The organism is Haladaptatus litoreus (genome assembly GCF_900156425.1).
In the GTDB taxonomy this organism is placed as follows: Archaea; Halobacteriota; Halobacteria; order Halobacteriales; family Haladaptataceae; genus Haladaptatus; species Haladaptatus litoreus.
On sequence record NZ_FTNO01000001.1, the window covers coordinates 436963 to 452016 of the forward strand.

Sequence of the window (15054 nt, forward strand, 5' to 3'; positions counted from 1 at the left end):
TGTTCGTCCTGAAGCCGTCTATCGCGGGATACGCGGCTTCGTTGGTGCAGGAAAGTCGGGGAGTGCTATAAAATATTTATAATTTCTGTCAGTATTGCAGGTGAGTGATATAGAGACGAACATATCCGAAATATCGGCACACAGCTATTCACTTCGGTGTGACACGGTAAAAGAAGAAATTCGGCTTAGTACGATTTGGCGAAGTACGCCGTCTCCTCGGCCTCGTCGCCACACATCGCACACTCGTCGCCGCACGGTTCCTCGTCGCGGTCGAGGGGTACCATCACGATTTCCGCCGAAATCGGCTCCTTGATTTCCTCTTCACACGCTTCGTCGCCACACCACGGCGCTTTCACGTAGCCGCCGTGCTGGCCAATGGTACCGAGGATTTCATCGCGCGAATCCGCCTCGCGGACGTTGTTTTCGAGGGTATCTGCCGCCGCCTCGTACATCTTGTCGTACACGACATCGAAGTGGTCTTCCATCGCGTCGGCGATTCCGGCGCGGTCTTCCACGACCGATTCGCCGTCGGGTCGATGGACGACGGTGATTTCGTCGTCTTCGACCTCGTGCGGGCCGATTTCGAATCTGACGGGGACGCCTTTCAGTTCCCACTCATTGAATTTGAAACCAGGGTTGCGCTCGTCGCGGTCGTCCAGTTCGACGCGAACGCCCTCGGCTTCGAGGTCGTTCGCGATGCCCTCGGCGTAGGAAAGAACCTCTTCGCGGTTCTCCTCCTGCCAAATCGGAACGATGACGACCTGTTCGGGGGCGAGTTCGGGTGGGCAGACGAATCCCTGTTCGTCGCTGTGAGTCATGATGAGCGCGCCGATTGCACGCCACGAGAGGCCCCACGAAGTCGTATGTGCCGGGCGCTCGTCCTCGTTCTCGTCGGTGAAAAAGAGGTCGTAGGCCTCCGCGAAGCCCTGCCCGAGATAGTGGCTCGTGCCACCCTGTACCGATTTTCCGTCGGGCATCAGTGCCTCGACAGTGGTCGTCGTGTGCGCGCCGGGGAACTTGTCGTGTTCCGGTTTTCGGCCGCGCATGACCGGAATGCCCAGCACGTCCTCGTACAGTCGTTCGTACTGCGAGAGGCGAGTCATCGTCTCGTCCCACGCCTCGTCCTCGGTTTCGTGAGCGGTGTGGCCCTCCTGCCAGAGGAACTCCTTGGTTCGGAAGAACGGCTTCGTGTCGGTCGCTTCCCACCGAATCACGCTACACCACTGGTTGAGTCGCAGGGGTAGGTCGCGGTGGCTTCGCACCCACTGGCTCATGAACGGCGTGATGATGCTCTCGCTCGTCGGACGGAAGGCGAGTCGCTCTTCCAGTTCGTCGTGCCCGCCGTGGGTGACCCACGCAACTTCCGGGTCGAAGCCTTCCACGATGTCGCTTTCCCGTTCGAGATAGCTTTCGGGGATGAGCGCGGGGAAGTAGGCGTTCTGTGCGCCTGTGTCTTTGAACCACGAATCGAGATGATTTTGCAGGCCCTCCCAGAGGGCGTAGCCGCGTGGACGCGTGACGATGAATCCGCCCATGGGGGCGTAATCCGCGAGTCCTGCCTTCAGAACCACTTCGGCGTACCAGTCGCCGGGGCTGTGGGATTTCGACTCGGTGATACCGAGTTCCTGGTCGTTGCTCATACTCGGAGGTCAGCCACGAGAATAATAAACCCGCGGTGTTCGTCGCTCGTCGATTCTTCGCGGTTTTCGACCGGTCAATCGTCAATGGCGCGCGAGTAACGCGCGAGGGACGACTGAGCGACACAAGAGCGAAGAAGTCGGCTGGGTGAGAATGTGGCGCGGTTTGATTGGAGTCGGAAATAGCTAGCGCCAAAGTGGTAAACGGTGAACAACGACGAAAACCCTCAAAAGTCCACGCCGGTCACCAACTCGTGCTCCACCATCTGTTCGCCCTCGGAATCGAATTGGAAACAACCTGAAAACGTCACGCCGGAAAAGAGGTGCGGCATCCAAAGGCGGTCGTCCTCCCACATCTCGTCGTAGGGGACGTTTTTGAAGTCGAACCATCGCGGGTCGGCTTCCGGCGTCTCCTGTGGCACCCCAGAAAACTCCTCGGCGCGGAAGACGTGGACGAACATCTTCGGCTCGTTTCCGAACACGAACTCGAACTCGCCGACTTTGGTCGGGGCGGCCACCGTCACGTGAATCTCCTCTTCGACCTCCCGAATGACCGTTTCTTGGGGTGTTTCTCCATCCTCAATCTTCCCACCGGGCCCGACGTATTTCCCCTCGCCGAGGCCGCGTTTCTTGCGGATGAGCAGGACGCGCTCGTTCCGGATAGGATAGCAGAGTGTCGCGGGTTGCATATCGATATGCTTCCGTGTATTTCGTATCAGCGTTCCGATGTTGGTGACGGTGCACGCAGCTTTGAGACAAGATTTTTATGGTTAGTCTGGCAACAAATACGTATGAAAGCGCCGACCATCTCGGCACCGACCGGCGGAATGGGTCGCCGAGGACTCAGAGTGCTCGGAGTGTTCATCCTCCTCCTCAATCTCGCCTTACTGTTCGTCTTTGGCTTCGACGTGCTAACCGACCCGAGTCGGTTCGTACAGGTCGCTCTCGGCGTCCTCGGCGGTCTACTTCTCATCGGTGCGACCGTTGACCTTCCGTGGAACGTCGAGCCACACCGACTGGCGGGCGTTGGCTACCTCTGTCTCGCGTCGTCGTACCTGTTCGCCAACGTTCCCGCCTTCGACGGAATTGGGTGGGTCGCCATCACGGTCATCGGCGCGCTCTCGATTGGATTCATTGGGTTCGACATCGCGCGCGACGGGCGTCACTTCAACATTGACCTCGACGCCTGATTCCGTTTGTGTAACTCACTCCACCGAAAACGGACTTTCCGATTCCGTCCACTTCCACCCCGGCAGTCGCGTCTGAAATCCGGCGGCGAGTGCGGCCTCCAAATCGTCCACCCCTGCCGCCTTGTCGTCCTCGTGGTGCAGTACGTCCGTGTAGTGGAAGGTCGCCTCGCCGAGCAGTCGAAGCGGTTGATTGCCCGCAATCATTCCGGCGAGTTCCCGGCCGAGGAGTTCGTCAACGACGAATCCGGGGTAGTCGCCGTCCACGTCCAACTCGCGAAGAATGGCGACCAGTCCGGCGACGTTCACCGCGAGGTCGCCGTCGGCGAACACGGCGTCCACTTCGGTTCGGTACTCCGATTCCGTGATTTCTGCAACTGTCGTCTCGAAGGCGTCACCGAGTTCGGCGCGGACGCGGTTGATGAGCGCAACGACTTCGGTTCGGTCGCGCACCCATTCGTGTTCGGCGGCGACGCGGGAGGGGGAGAGATGCATGAGCACATCTTGTCGAGAACCGGTTTAGTTGTACCGTCGGATGTGTAATTTTCCTTCGAGCGGACTGCTATGGCGGTGATGTGACGAGTTCGCGAATATTGAGAAGGCTTTTATAACCTCGCGATTTACTATGTGATAAGCGGGTTTTCCTGTGTCCCCCATGAGCAGTTGGCTTTCGGAGGCCGGGACCACACTATGCGCATCAGTGCGCGACATTACAATCCCGCAAAAAATAAGCGAGACAATCTATGCTGTGCTGTCTAAGTCGTAGTGATTACGGTGTTCGAACACACCATTTGCGACATCATTCGAGACATCGGACAACCAGCATTTGCTCTCTCGACGGACGAAGCAGACTGTTTTCACCATGAGTAAAGTAGAGCAACAACTCGAAGACCTCAAAGCAACGATTACGAGCGAACTGCCGAGCGACATTTCGGTGTCTGACGTCAAATACGAAGGCCCGGAACTCGTCGTCTACACGCGCGACCCAAAGAAGTTCGCGCAGAACGGCGACCTGATTCGAAAACTGGCGAGTCAACTTCGAAAGCGAATCACGGTTCGTCCCGACCCAGATGTCCTCTCGCGGCCGGATAGGGCGCGAAAGGACATCCTCGAAGTCATTCCGGACGAAGCGGGCGTTACCGACCTCGATTTCCACGTCGATACCGGGGAAGTCGTCATCGAAGCCGAAAAGCCCGGAATGGTTATCGGCAAGCACGGGAGTACGCTCCGACAGATTACGCAGGAAGTCGGCTGGACGCCGGAAGTCGTTCGCACGCCGCCAATCGAATCTTCGACGGTGTCGAACGTTCGGAACTTCTTGAAACAGGAACGCGAAGACAGACGCGATATTTTAGAAAAGGTCGGTCGGCAGATTCACCGTGAGGAGATGAGCAACGAAGAGTGGGTTCGCATCACCACACTCGGCTGTTGCCGCGAAGTCGGTCGCGCGAGTTTCATCCTCGCAACACCGGAAACCCGGATTCTCATCGACTGCGGCGACAAACCCGGTTCCGAGGACGTGCCGTACCTCCAAGTGGAGGAGGCGCTCGGCGCGGGCGCGAGCACAATCGACGCAGTGGTGCTGACCCACGCTCACTTAGACCACAGCGCGCTCGTTCCGTTGCTGTTCAAATACGGTTACGACGGCCCGATTTACACGACGGAACCGAGCAGGGATTTGATGGGACTGCTCCAACTGGACTACCTCGACGTGGCCGCGAAGGAAGGCCGCGTCCCACCATACGAGAGCGAGATGGTACGAGAAGCGATCAAACACACCATTCCGCTCGAATACGGCGACGTAACCGACATCGCGCCCGACGTGAAACTCACGTTCCACAACGCAGGGCACATCCTCGGTTCTTCCGTCTCTCACTTCCACATCGGCGACGGCCTCTACAACGTCGCATTCTCGGGCGACATTCACTACGAGGACACCCGCCTGTTCAACGGCGCAGTCAACGACTTCCCACGCGTTGAAACGCTGGTTCTCGAATCCACCTACGGCGGTCGAAACGACTACCAGACCGACCAAGCCGACTCGGAGGAGCGACTCAAAGAGGTCATCAACGAAACGTATGACAAGGGTGGCAAAGTCGTCATCCCAGCATTCGCCGTGGGTCGCTCACAGGAGATGATGCTCGTCATCGAAGAGGCGATGCGAAACGGCGACATTCCGACTATGCCGGTTCACCTCGACGGGATGATTTGGGAAGCGACGGCTATCCACACTACGTACCCCGAATACCTTCGTGACGACCTCAGGGATAGAATCTTCCACGACGACGAGAATCCGTTCCTCGCGCCGCAGTTCAACCACATCGACGGCGGCGAGGACGAACGACAGGACGTCGCCGACGGCGACCCGGCCATCATCCTCTCGACTTCAGGGATGGTCACCGGTGGCCCAATCATGTCGTGGCTCGAACACCTCGGCGGCGACCCGGACAACACGATGGTCTTCGTCGGCTATCAGGCGCAGGGAACGCTCGGACGACGCATCCAGACCGGATGGGACGAGATTCCGCTCAACGGACGCGGCAATCGGAGCAAGACGCTCAGCCTGAAAATGGACGTAGAGACGGTGGACGGGTTCTCCGGCCACGCAGACCGTGCCGGACTGATGAACTTCGTCAAAACGATGAACCCGCGTCCCGAGAAGGTGCTCTGTGTTCACGGTGACGAGAGTTCGACCCAAGACCTCTCTTCGTCGCTCTACCACGAGTTCAACATCCGAACCTTCGCGCCGAAGAATTTGGAAACGTTCCGCTTCAAGTGAGCGCGCTCGCTCGGCGCTGACGCGCCTCGCTCGCCTGTTTCATATCTATGAAGAGGGAGGCCGTTTCCACTGCTTCAATCCGTCTTTTGTAGGAAGTCACAAGAGAGTCAAGCGAGTTAATTTCGGTTAACTTATCTGTTTTGTGTTGTTCGAATGGAACCTATGTCCACCGAAGTAAATCACACAGAAATCGAAGACCGGATGGAGCGACTCCAAAACGAGTACGGAGACGTACCAATTGAAGACAAAAGGTGGGAGCGTTCGCCCCAAGCGTTCGAGGAACTTCTCGGTTCCGCTCGGGACGGCTATCTCGGTGGTGCCTACGCGTGGGTCGTTCGGAATCAGGAAAACGCACCGTCGCTGACCGACTCGATGCCGGAGAGCGCCAGCGACGACCATCCGCGGGTGCTGATGGCTCTCGGCCGCGGGATGAATGCATGGGGGCTGGCCGGTGGCGGACGGGAAGACGGTGAGACGTTCGAAGAAACCGCGATTCGGGAAGTAAAAGAAGAGACCAACGTTCGCTGTTCGCTCACGGAACCGTTTTTACTTCGAAAGGCGACAGTTATCTCCGAAGGAAATCACGACCAGCGAATTCACCTCCTGTACGTCTTTTTCGACGCCGAGTATCGAGGCGGCACGGTTGCGATTCAGGGCGGCGAACTGAACGGTGCGGCGTGGTTTGCGGAACCGCCTGAACGGATGATGCCGGCGAACGAACTGCGCGCAGAAGACTGGTTTTAGTGTTCCACGAACTCGATGAGCACGCCGCCCGTCGATTTTGGATGTAAAAAGGCAACGTCGTGACCCCACGCGCCGGGTCGCGGTTCGTCGTCAATCAACTCGACGCCGTGCCCACGAGCGGTTTCGAGCGCGCCCTCAACGTCGTCGGTTTCGAGCGCGACGTGGTGGATTCCCGACCCGCGACTGTCCAGATAGCGGGAGATGGTTCCCTCTTCGATGGGTTCCAGCAGTTCGAAGTAGCTGTCGCCAAGTTCGAGGAAAATGACCCGCAGGCCGTCAAACTCCTCTTCGTGGGCGATTGGTGCGTCGAAGAGGTCGGCGTACAGTTCCGCCAGTTCACCCGCGTCGTCGGTTGCGATGCCGAGATGATCTACGTGCATGGTCGAAACTCACCCGGGGGAAATATAACAGCGGTGACTCCGCCCTCGATTGGTTCCTCCCCCAATTACGGCCGGTCACGTTCGACCATCGAACCGCCATCCCCGACGGCAACCCCGCGATTGGAACTGACTGCGGCTCCTCTGAGTTCATCCGCACTGGTCACAATTCGTTCCCAGTCGGTCGTCGAATCCTCACCTGCGCGCTCGTAGATGATTCCGCCTTCGCCACAGACGACGGAGAAATCTCGACCCAGCGCAAGCGCTCGAAGTTCCCCCTCGCCCAGTCGCTCCGGCGTCCAGTTTCCATCGGCGTAGCGGTGCAGGACACCATCGTCGGTAGTCACCGCACAGTCACCCTGCGCAGTCGCTGAAATAGCAGTAAACGTCCCGTCCACGCCATCGACGCCGATCTTCCGAAACGATTCTCCGCCATCCGTCGTTTCGAACACAGAGTCGTTCGTGTCACAGCAGTAGCCGACCGACCCATCGACGAGCGTTACCGCGCAGAGACTCGACCCGCTTCCGGGTTTGGTCGGGTCGTCCCACGCGAGGTCGCCGTCCCGATACTTGCCGCGGAGCACCTGCCCCGAGCCGTTGACGAGCAGTATCGTCGTGCTGTCGCTCGTTCCCGAAACAGCAATGTCAGTCCAGTTGTCGGTGATTCCCGAGGGGGCAGAGTAATCTACGTGTCGGCCCATCTCCGTATCGAGACGTCCGAGGGAGCCGCCGTCGCCAGCGAACCAGACGCTCTCCCCGCCTTCCGTCGTGTCTGCGCCGCGGAGTGTTCGTCCGTCTGCACCCGGCCCGTCCGAGAGGCGAACCTGCCACTCAGAATCGGTCGTTTCGCCGCACGCGAGAACGACGCCATCCTCGCCGACGGCGTAGGCACCGCTTTTTGTGACGACGGCGTCGAACAGCGTGTCTTCGGTGGGCGTTTCGGCTGTCGTCCACTGTGGCTTTTTCGCGTGATTCGATTCTGTCGGTTCTGTCGATTCGGCTGACTCACTCGCTTCGGTCGCTTTGGTCGGTTCGTGCGAACTTTCCGCGTCGGTTGCATCGCCAGACGCGGCCTGATTCGCACTCTCATCGGAACTCGATTCTACGGGTTGCACGTCTGTCCCGCGGAAATAGAGGACGATTGGCGGGAGAACGTAGACAGCAACCGCGACGATGGCGAAACCGCGATGGACGAAAGTGAGCATTCCGAACGCGGTCAATCCCGCCGTCGCCAGCGCGTGTATCCACGTTTTCGTGTACCGCCGATAGAACGGAACGAATCCGTGGCGGGAGGGGGAGAGAGCGGTCATTACCTAACCGTCACACTGGAGACGGGAGAGGCTTTTCGCCGGGAGAAACGAGTCCGGAGAGCAGTCGCAACCTCAGACCGCGGTTCCGGGGCGGTACTCGCCGAACACGTCTCGAAGGATGTTACAGATTTCGCCGACCGTGGCGTAGGCTTTCACCGCGTCGATGATGTACGGCATCAGGTTGTCGTCGCCCTCTGCGGCCTCGCGGAGAGCGGCGAGTGTCTCCTCGACTTCCTCGTCGTCGCGCTCTTCTCGAACTTCGTTCAGGCTCTCGATTTGGCGGCGTTCGTCTTCTTCCGTAACCTCTTGGATGTCCATTTCGGGTTCCTCATCAACTTCGAACTCGTTGACGCCGACGATGGTTCGCTCGCCTGCCTCGACTTCCTGCTGGCGATCGTATGCCACGTCCTGAATCTGGCGCTGTACCCACTGACTCTCGATTGCCGAGGGCATCCCGCCCTTCTCGTCGATGGTGTCGAGCAGGTCGAACGCTTCTTCCTCCAAATCGTCCGTGAGTGCTTCGACGTAGTAACTCCCCGCGAGAGGGTCGATGGTGTCCGCCGCTCCGCTCTCGTGGGCGAGGATTTGCTGAGTTCGGAGCGCGGTTCGCACGCTCTTTTCGGTCGGAAGCGCGAGCGCCTCGTCCTTCCCGTTCGTGTGAAGACTCTGGGTGCCGCCGAGAACCGCGGCGAGGGCCTGATACGCCACCCGAACGACGTTGTTGTCGATTTGCTGGGCGGTCAGGGTGGAACCTGCGGTCTGCGTGTGGAACTTGAGCTGTTTCGATTTCGGGTTCTCCGCGCCGAATCGCTCTTCCATGATGGTCGCCCACATTCGCCGGGCCGCGCGGAATTTGGCAACCTCCTCCAGAATGTTGTTGTGCGCGTTGAAGAAGAAGGAGAGTTGTGGCGCGAACTCGTCCACGTCCAGTCCGGCGTCGAGTGCGGCCTCGACGTAGGCGATGCCGTCGCCGAGCGTGAATGCGAGTTCCTGTGCCGCCGTCGCGCCCGCCTCGCGAACGTGATAGCCCGAAATCGAGATGGTGTTGAACTTCGGCGTCTCTTCCGCACAGAATTCGAAGATGTCCGTAATCACCCGCATCGACGGCTCCGGCGGGTAGATGTACGTGTTTCGTGCGATGTACTCCTTCAGCAGGTCGTTCTGGATGGTTCCCCGGAGTTGCTCGCGGGAAACGCCCTGCTCGTCGCCGACTGCGATGTACATCGCCAGCAGGACGGAGGCGGGCGCGTTGATGGTCATCGACGTGCTCACTTCGTCCAGCGGAATCCCGTCGAAGACGGTTTCCATGTCGGCCAGCGTGTCGATGGCCACGCCCGATTTCCCGACTTCGCCCGCCGACATTTCGTCGTCGGAGGTGTAGCCCATCTGGGTCGGCAGGTCGAACGCCATGGACAGGCCGCTCTGGCCGTTGTCCAGCAGGTAGTGATAGCGTTCGTTGGTCTCGTCCGCCGTCCCGAACCCGGCGTACTGGCGCATCGTCCACAGTCGCCCGCGGTACATCGTGGGGTACACTCCGCGCGTGTAGGGGTCTTCGCCCGGGTAACCGAGGTCGTCGTCGTAGTCCGTCCCGGCTACGTCGTTCGGCGTGTAGAGGCGGTCTACCGACTGCCCGTCCGTATCGGTCGTGAACTCCTCCTGTCGCTCCCCGAATCGGTCGAGCGTCGGGGAGAGCGTCTCTTCTTCCCAGTCGTCTTTCCCCCGGCGGATTTCTTCGAGGTCGTCCGCGTCGAACATTGTCTTGACAGTCGTGGGGGCGACTCTTAAGAGTTGACGGACGACGACGATGATTCTGTATTTGATATTCTGGCGTTCTGTGACTGAACTGATTCTCAATATCCTCAGTAGTCGAGCATGGTTCTACTGCTTTGTTTGCAAATCACGACAACAAACGAAGCCCTCGTTCGCTCCTGCGTCGCTCACTCACCCTTCATCCGCCGAGGTCAGCCACCGCAACCGCAGTTTCCCCACTCCTCCCCGCCAGCGCGGGATTGCACTCGCGCCTCACTTCGTTCGGCGCTCACGGCTTCGCCGTTCGCCAGCGAGGCGACGAAGTCGCCTCGTCCCGCTCGTGCGAACGCGCTGGCGCATCCTTTCGGCTGGGTAATCAAGCGACATGGCGCGCGCTTGTAAGACTTCGAGGAGTTTACCTCCGAGAAGGCGAGCGAAAGCGTGCGAGGGATGACCGAGTGAAACGAGTGAATCGGTTGGGGAGGCGTGTGGCGAACGAGATTTCGCAGAAATCTCGCTGGCGAGCGGTGCAACCGCGAGCAGGCAGTGCGGTTGCTGTTTCATTGGAGTCGTGACTACCTAGCGACAAACCTACAACCTTTTTGTTTGTCCACAAACTCACAAATTCCCGACGCCATTCCCGATTTGAAACTACTTTCTCAAATCGAACTCCGAGTAAACACCTCACAACTCGCCGTCTTCAAGGCCCAAAACGATAACCAAATCCCCGTCATCAGATATCCAAATGCAACTCACAGACCACCTCGCAGAGTTCACCCGGCGCGACTGGCAGACCGTCTCCGACCCGGACGAGCGAATCCGATTTGCACTGATTGGACTCGGCTGGTTCACGACGGAGCGGGTCATCCCGGCCATCGCGGAAAGCGACCTCTGTGAGGTCAGCACGGTTGTTAGCGGCAGCTCTGAAAAAGCTGACAGAGTCGGCGACGAGGCGGGCGCGGAGTACCGACTCGGCTACGACGAGTTCCACGCCGGGGAAGCAAACGAGCGCTACGACGCGGTGTACATCGCTACACCGAACGCGACACACCTCGATTTCGTGGAGAGCGCAGCCGACTTCGGCAAGGCCGTCCTCTGTGAAAAACCGTTGGAGGCGACGACGGCGCGCGCCGAGAAAGTCGTTCGAACCTGTGAAAACGCCGGAATAACGCTGATGGTCGGCTATCGGATGCACACCAATCCGGCGGTTCGGCGGATGCGCGAACTCGTCCGCGAGGGCTTCGTTGGCGACCCCGCACTCGTCGAGGGGGCGATGTGCCAGAACGTCTTCGAGATGATTTCGCCAGACCCGAATCAGTGGCGACTCGACGCCGACCTCGCAGGCGGGTCGGCGCTCATCGACCTTGGAATCTACCCACTCAACACCGCCCGGTTCGTGCTGGACTCGAATCCCGTGAGTGCGCAGGGGACGACGAAAAGCCCGCACGAACACTTCTCGGAGGTTGACCAGCACGTTTCGTTCGAAGTCGAGTTCGAAACCGGCGTCACGGCGGCCTGCGTCGCGAGTCAGTACGCCCAACAGCGGAGTCAGTTCTCAGTTATCGGCACCGAGGGCCGACTGACCCTCGAACCGGCCTTTTTCGGCGAAGCGCAGTTGACGGCGGAGCGAAACGGGGCGAAAGCCGATTTTTTGGTCGAACCGGTAAACGAAGAGGTAGAGGAGTTCGACTACTTCGCGGACTGTCTGCTCTCGGGGCGCGACCCGGAACCGGACGGCCAGCACGCGCTGGTGGACATGCGAACCATCGAGGCGATTTACGAGTCGGCGAAAATCGACGAGCGAATCCCGATTACGGCGTGATGACCGCTCGCCCTTCTATTTCGCCGTGTTCCAGCTTCTCGGCCACGTCGTTGATTTCGGCTAAATCGTACCGTGAGGTTCGCAGTTCCACGTCTCCTCGGGCGACGAGCGCCATGAGTTCCTGCAGTTCGGGGTAGGTTCCGACGAGGGTTCCTCGGTAGCCGAAATCGCCGTTTACGAGTGTCTGAGCAGGTTCGTGGACGTGGCCGCCGTAGCCGACGACGTGGTGGTCGCCGCCCCCGGAGAGCAGGGAGGGGGCATAATCGAGCGTTTCGTCGTCGCCGACGAAATCGAGGATTTGCTGGACGCCCTCGCCGTCGGTAATCGCGTTCATCTCGTCCGCAACGTTCGAATCCCGCGAGTTGATGGTGTAGTCTGCTCCTAAATCGTCCGCGAGCGAGAGCGCCTCGTCTTTCACTTCGACGGCGGTAATCTCCGCTGCGCTCATAGTTCGCAGTGCTTGCAGGCCGATGTGGCCTAGTCCGCCGACGCCAACGACAACGGCGTGTTCGCCGGGATTCAGTTCGCAGACTGCCTTTTTCACCGCGTGGTAGGCCGTGATTCCGGCGTCCGCGTGGGGCGCGATTTCCGCCGGGTCGACGCCGTCCGGAAGCGGAATCACGGCGCGTTCACTCGTCAGCAAGTAGTCCGCGAATCCGCCGTCTGTGGAGAGGCCGGGAAAGACGAGATTGTCGCAGTGCATGTCCTGCCCGAGTCGACAGGCGCGACAGATGCCGCAGGTTCGCGCCGGGTGGCAAACCACGGCGTCGCCCTCCGAAACGAGCGTTACGTCTTCGCCCACCTCGGCCACGGTTCCGGCGTTTTCGTGGCCGAGCGTCATGGGAAGTGATTGCCCCATCTGTTCTTCCCACATGCCTTCGATGACGTGGTTATCGGTTTGACACCAGCCAGCGCCTTCGATTTCCACGACGACGTGATTACCCTCGATTACCTCCGGTCGGTCTACCTCGTCTATCGAGAGCGCATCGGCCATCTCGTCGGTGTATTCGTGCAGTCGCGCGGCTTGCATGGAACCGTTGACGACCTGAAAGAACACAGGCGTTGTGGCGAATCAGTTGTGAACGAGGAGTTATGCACGAGGTCTGGTTCGTGCTCGCGTGTCTGGTCAGAAGAGGCGGCCGGTATCGCACGTTCGACAGGTGTTCGGATGCAGTGACTGCATATCGGATAGTGGTTCTCACCGCGGCGATAGCGCCCACCTTCTCTAGACAAATTTACTCGGTAAAGAATAAATCTTTTGAGTGCGTGGGAACAAGAGACACGTATGCACGCAGTCGCACTCCGACGCGGGGAAACCAGCCCCGAACTCATCGAGAAACCGCGACCGGAACCCGAACCGGGTGAGGCGCTAGTGCGAACCCTCAGGGTCGGCGTCGATGGCACCGACCACGAAATCCTCGCCGGACACCACGGCGGGTTTCCAGCGGACGACGACCACCTCGTCCTCGGTCACGAAGCGGTCGGCGTCGTAGACGACCCGAACGGAACCGCATTTGCGGAAGGGGACGTCGTCGTCCCGACCGTCCGAAGACCGCTTCCCGACGGCCCGACGGAGTACTTCGAGCGCGGCGAACCCGACATGGCACCGCCGGACGAAACGACCGAACGCGGTATTTCCGGCGAACACGGCTTCATGAGTGAGTATTTCACCAGTCCCGCAGAGAACCTCGTTCCGGTTCCCGACGAACTGGCCGACTGGGGGTTTCTGGTCGAACCCATCAGCATCTCCGAAAAAGCAATCGAACACGCCCGCGCCTCTCGGTCGGCGTTCGATTGGCGACCGGAAAGCGCGCTCGTCCTCGGAAACGGCAGTCTCGGACTGCTCACCGTGGCGATGCTCGATTCGGAGTTCGACCGAGTCTACTGCCTCGGCAGGCGCGATAGACCAGACCCGACAATCGACGTCATCGAAGAGTTGGGCGCGGCGTATGTCGATTCGCGCGTGACGCCGGTTGACCAGATTCCCGACGCGCACGAACCCATGGACTTCATCTACGAGGCGACCGGCTACGCGAAACACGCGTTCGAATCCGTCGAGGCCCTCGCTCCGAATGGCGTGGCGGCACTGCTCGGTGTGCCGGATTCGTGGTCGTTCGAAATCGACGGCGGGAAACTCCACCGAGAACTCGTGATGAACAACAAGGCGCTCGTCGGAAGCGTCAACTCCAACTACCGGCATTTCGAATCCGCAGTCGAGACACTCGCGGACATGCCCGAGTGGCTGTTGGACGACCTCGTGACAGGCGTCTATGACGTCTCGAATTTCGAGTCGGCATTTGCGGACGACGAAACGACAATAAAGACCGCGGTTAAATTTGATAGCCAATGAAGAACGTAGACGACTTGATAGAGAGTGCGGCGGAGCTGGCGGAACGTGGCCTTTCGAAGGGCGAAATCGCTGACGAACTGAACGTGTCGCGCGAGACTGCCAGTTGGTTGGTCGAGCGCAGTGGCAGCACGCCGAGCCCCGAACCGAAAGGCGGCACGCAGGACATCCACGTCGATTGGAGCGCAATCGGTCGCGACAGCGCCCGACTCACCCATATCGGCGCGGCGATGGCCGATTTACTGTCGAAACACGGCGAAGAGGTCGATTTGACCATCGGCATCGAGAAGGCTGGCGCGCCCCTCGCGACCGTGGTCGCGCGCGAACTCGACACCGACCTCGGTACCTACGCTCCCCGCAAACACCAGTGGGAGGAGGGCGACATCGACGAGTACGGCGGCAGTTTCTCGCGCAACTTCGCGCAGATTCGCGACCGCGAGTGCTACATCGTGGACGACACCATCACCAGCGGAACCACGATGGGAGAAACCATCGAGGCCATCGAAGACCGCGGCGGCGAACCGGTCGCCTGCATCGTCCTCGCGGACAAGCAGGGTATCGAGGAACTGAACGGCGTCCCGGTCTACTCGCTCGTGCAGGTCATCGGCGTTGGAAGCGACGAGTGATGCGCACACGATAACTCGGTCGCAACTTCTTTGCGCCGGGGGTGCCTACGCAACGGTATGACGTTCACACCCGGAGAACAGCTTTCCGCCGAAGAGGTGGAAGAACGGGTCGATTCGACGCTCGAAAACGAGGAGGTCGTCCTGTTCATGAAGGGAACGCGGATGATGCCGCAATGTGGCTTCTCACAGCGCGCGCTCGAACTCATCGGAAAACACCGTGGCGACGAGTTCGAGACGGTAGACGTGCTCGACAACTTAGACGCCTACCGCGAAGAACTGTCCGAACACAGCGGCTGGGAGACGATTCCACAGACGTTCGTCGATGGCGAGTTCATCGGCGGCAGCGACATCCTCGCAGAGATGGAAGAACGAGGCGAACTCGGCGAAACGCTTCGAACCAACTAACGTCATTTCGATGGTTGCATACGCAACCGAAAGGGTAGCCCCTATAAGTTCGGGGCACGTAGTGACAAACG

The 15054-nt window shown here is 59.7% G+C and carries 15 protein-coding genes; 7 read left to right on the forward strand and 8 right to left on the reverse strand.

Annotation, left to right across the window (positions count from 1 at the left end; genetic code table 11):
- Positions 1-185: 185 nt before the first annotated feature.
- Both proS and BW974_RS02290 read right to left on the reverse strand, forming a co-directional pair.
- Complete coding sequence (gene proS / locus BW974_RS02285) at positions 186-1640, reverse strand: proline--tRNA ligase (RefSeq protein ID WP_076427618.1); 1455 nt, start codon at positions 1638-1640, stop codon at positions 186-188.
- Between the two features lie 224 nt (positions 1641-1864).
- Positions 1865-2326: an 8-oxo-dGTP diphosphatase gene (locus tag BW974_RS02290; RefSeq protein WP_076427620.1), complete on the reverse strand. Its 462-nt coding sequence runs from the start codon at positions 2324-2326 to the stop codon at positions 1865-1867.
- A gap of 102 nt (positions 2327-2428) precedes the next feature.
- Between BW974_RS02290 and BW974_RS02295 the strand changes: the two genes are divergently transcribed.
- Positions 2429-2827 (forward strand): DUF7994 family protein, encoded by a 399-nt coding sequence (locus BW974_RS02295; RefSeq protein ID WP_076427622.1) that lies wholly within the window; start codon positions 2429-2431, stop codon positions 2825-2827.
- Positions 2828-2842: 15 nt separating this feature from the next.
- Here the strand turns inward: BW974_RS02295 and BW974_RS02300 are convergent, their stop codons facing one another.
- A complete protein-coding gene (locus BW974_RS02300) occupies positions 2843-3319 on the reverse strand; it encodes a DUF7984 family protein (RefSeq protein WP_076427624.1) in 477 nt (158 codons plus the stop codon).
- 367 nt (positions 3320-3686) lie between these two features.
- Between BW974_RS02300 and BW974_RS02305 the strand changes: the two genes are divergently transcribed.
- Positions 3687-5603 carry a beta-CASP ribonuclease aCPSF1 gene (locus BW974_RS02305; RefSeq protein ID WP_076427626.1) on the forward strand — a complete coding sequence of 639 codons (1917 nt, stop codon included), beginning with the start codon at positions 3687-3689 and terminating at the stop codon, positions 5601-5603.
- A 162-nt stretch (positions 5604-5765) separates the two neighbouring features.
- Positions 5766-6347, forward strand: coding sequence for an NUDIX hydrolase (locus BW974_RS02310; RefSeq protein WP_076427628.1), 582 nt, complete (start codon positions 5766-5768; stop codon positions 6345-6347).
- On the opposite strand, the gene mce is transcribed toward BW974_RS02310, so the two are convergent.
- From mce to BW974_RS02330, 4 genes are all read right to left on the reverse strand, one after another.
- Positions 6344-6727 carry a methylmalonyl-CoA epimerase gene (gene mce, locus BW974_RS02315; protein ID WP_076427630.1) on the reverse strand — a complete coding sequence of 128 codons (384 nt, stop codon included), beginning with the start codon at positions 6725-6727 and terminating at the stop codon, positions 6344-6346. The genes BW974_RS02310 and mce overlap by 4 nt on opposite strands.
- A gap of 65 nt (positions 6728-6792) precedes the next feature.
- Entirely contained in the window at positions 6793-8034 is a 1242-nt protein-coding gene (locus tag BW974_RS02320) for a WD40/YVTN/BNR-like repeat-containing protein (RefSeq protein WP_076427632.1), read from the reverse strand.
- Positions 8035-8106: 72 nt separating this feature from the next.
- Positions 8107-9789 (reverse strand): acyl-CoA mutase large subunit family protein, encoded by a 1683-nt coding sequence (locus tag BW974_RS02325; RefSeq protein WP_076427634.1) that lies wholly within the window; start codon positions 9787-9789, stop codon positions 8107-8109.
- Between the two features lie 267 nt (positions 9790-10056).
- On the reverse strand, positions 10057-10347 hold the full coding sequence (locus tag BW974_RS02330; RefSeq protein ID WP_076427636.1) for a hypothetical protein: 291 nt from the start codon (positions 10345-10347) through the stop codon (positions 10057-10059).
- A gap of 181 nt (positions 10348-10528) precedes the next feature.
- Between BW974_RS02330 and gfo6 the strand changes: the two genes are divergently transcribed.
- The gene (gene gfo6 / locus BW974_RS02335) at positions 10529-11605 is read left to right on the forward strand and encodes a D-xylose 1-dehydrogenase Gfo6 (RefSeq protein WP_076427638.1); all 1077 of its coding nucleotides are present in this window, start codon (positions 10529-10531) and stop codon (positions 11603-11605) included.
- Here gfo6 and BW974_RS02340 read toward each other — a convergent pair.
- Positions 11595-12635, reverse strand: coding sequence for an NAD(P)-dependent alcohol dehydrogenase (locus tag BW974_RS02340; protein WP_076430196.1), 1041 nt, complete (start codon positions 12633-12635; stop codon positions 11595-11597). The genes gfo6 and BW974_RS02340 overlap by 11 nt on opposite strands.
- 255 nt (positions 12636-12890) lie before the next feature.
- On the opposite strand from BW974_RS02340, the gene BW974_RS02345 reads away from it, so the two are divergent.
- From BW974_RS02345 to BW974_RS02355, 3 genes are read left to right on the forward strand one after another with little or no spacing between them, the layout of a single operon-like run.
- Complete coding sequence (locus BW974_RS02345; protein ID WP_076427639.1) at positions 12891-13955, forward strand: glucose 1-dehydrogenase; 1065 nt, start codon at positions 12891-12893, stop codon at positions 13953-13955.
- Entirely contained in the window at positions 13952-14578 is a 627-nt protein-coding gene (gene gfcR / locus BW974_RS02350) for a transcriptional regulator GfcR (protein WP_076427641.1), read from the forward strand. Before BW974_RS02345 ends, gfcR begins: the two co-directional genes overlap by 4 nt.
- A 57-nt stretch (positions 14579-14635) precedes the next feature.
- On the forward strand, positions 14636-14983 hold the full coding sequence (locus BW974_RS02355; protein ID WP_076427643.1) for a glutaredoxin family protein: 348 nt from the start codon (positions 14636-14638) through the stop codon (positions 14981-14983).
- Positions 14984-15054: the final 71 nt, after the last annotated feature.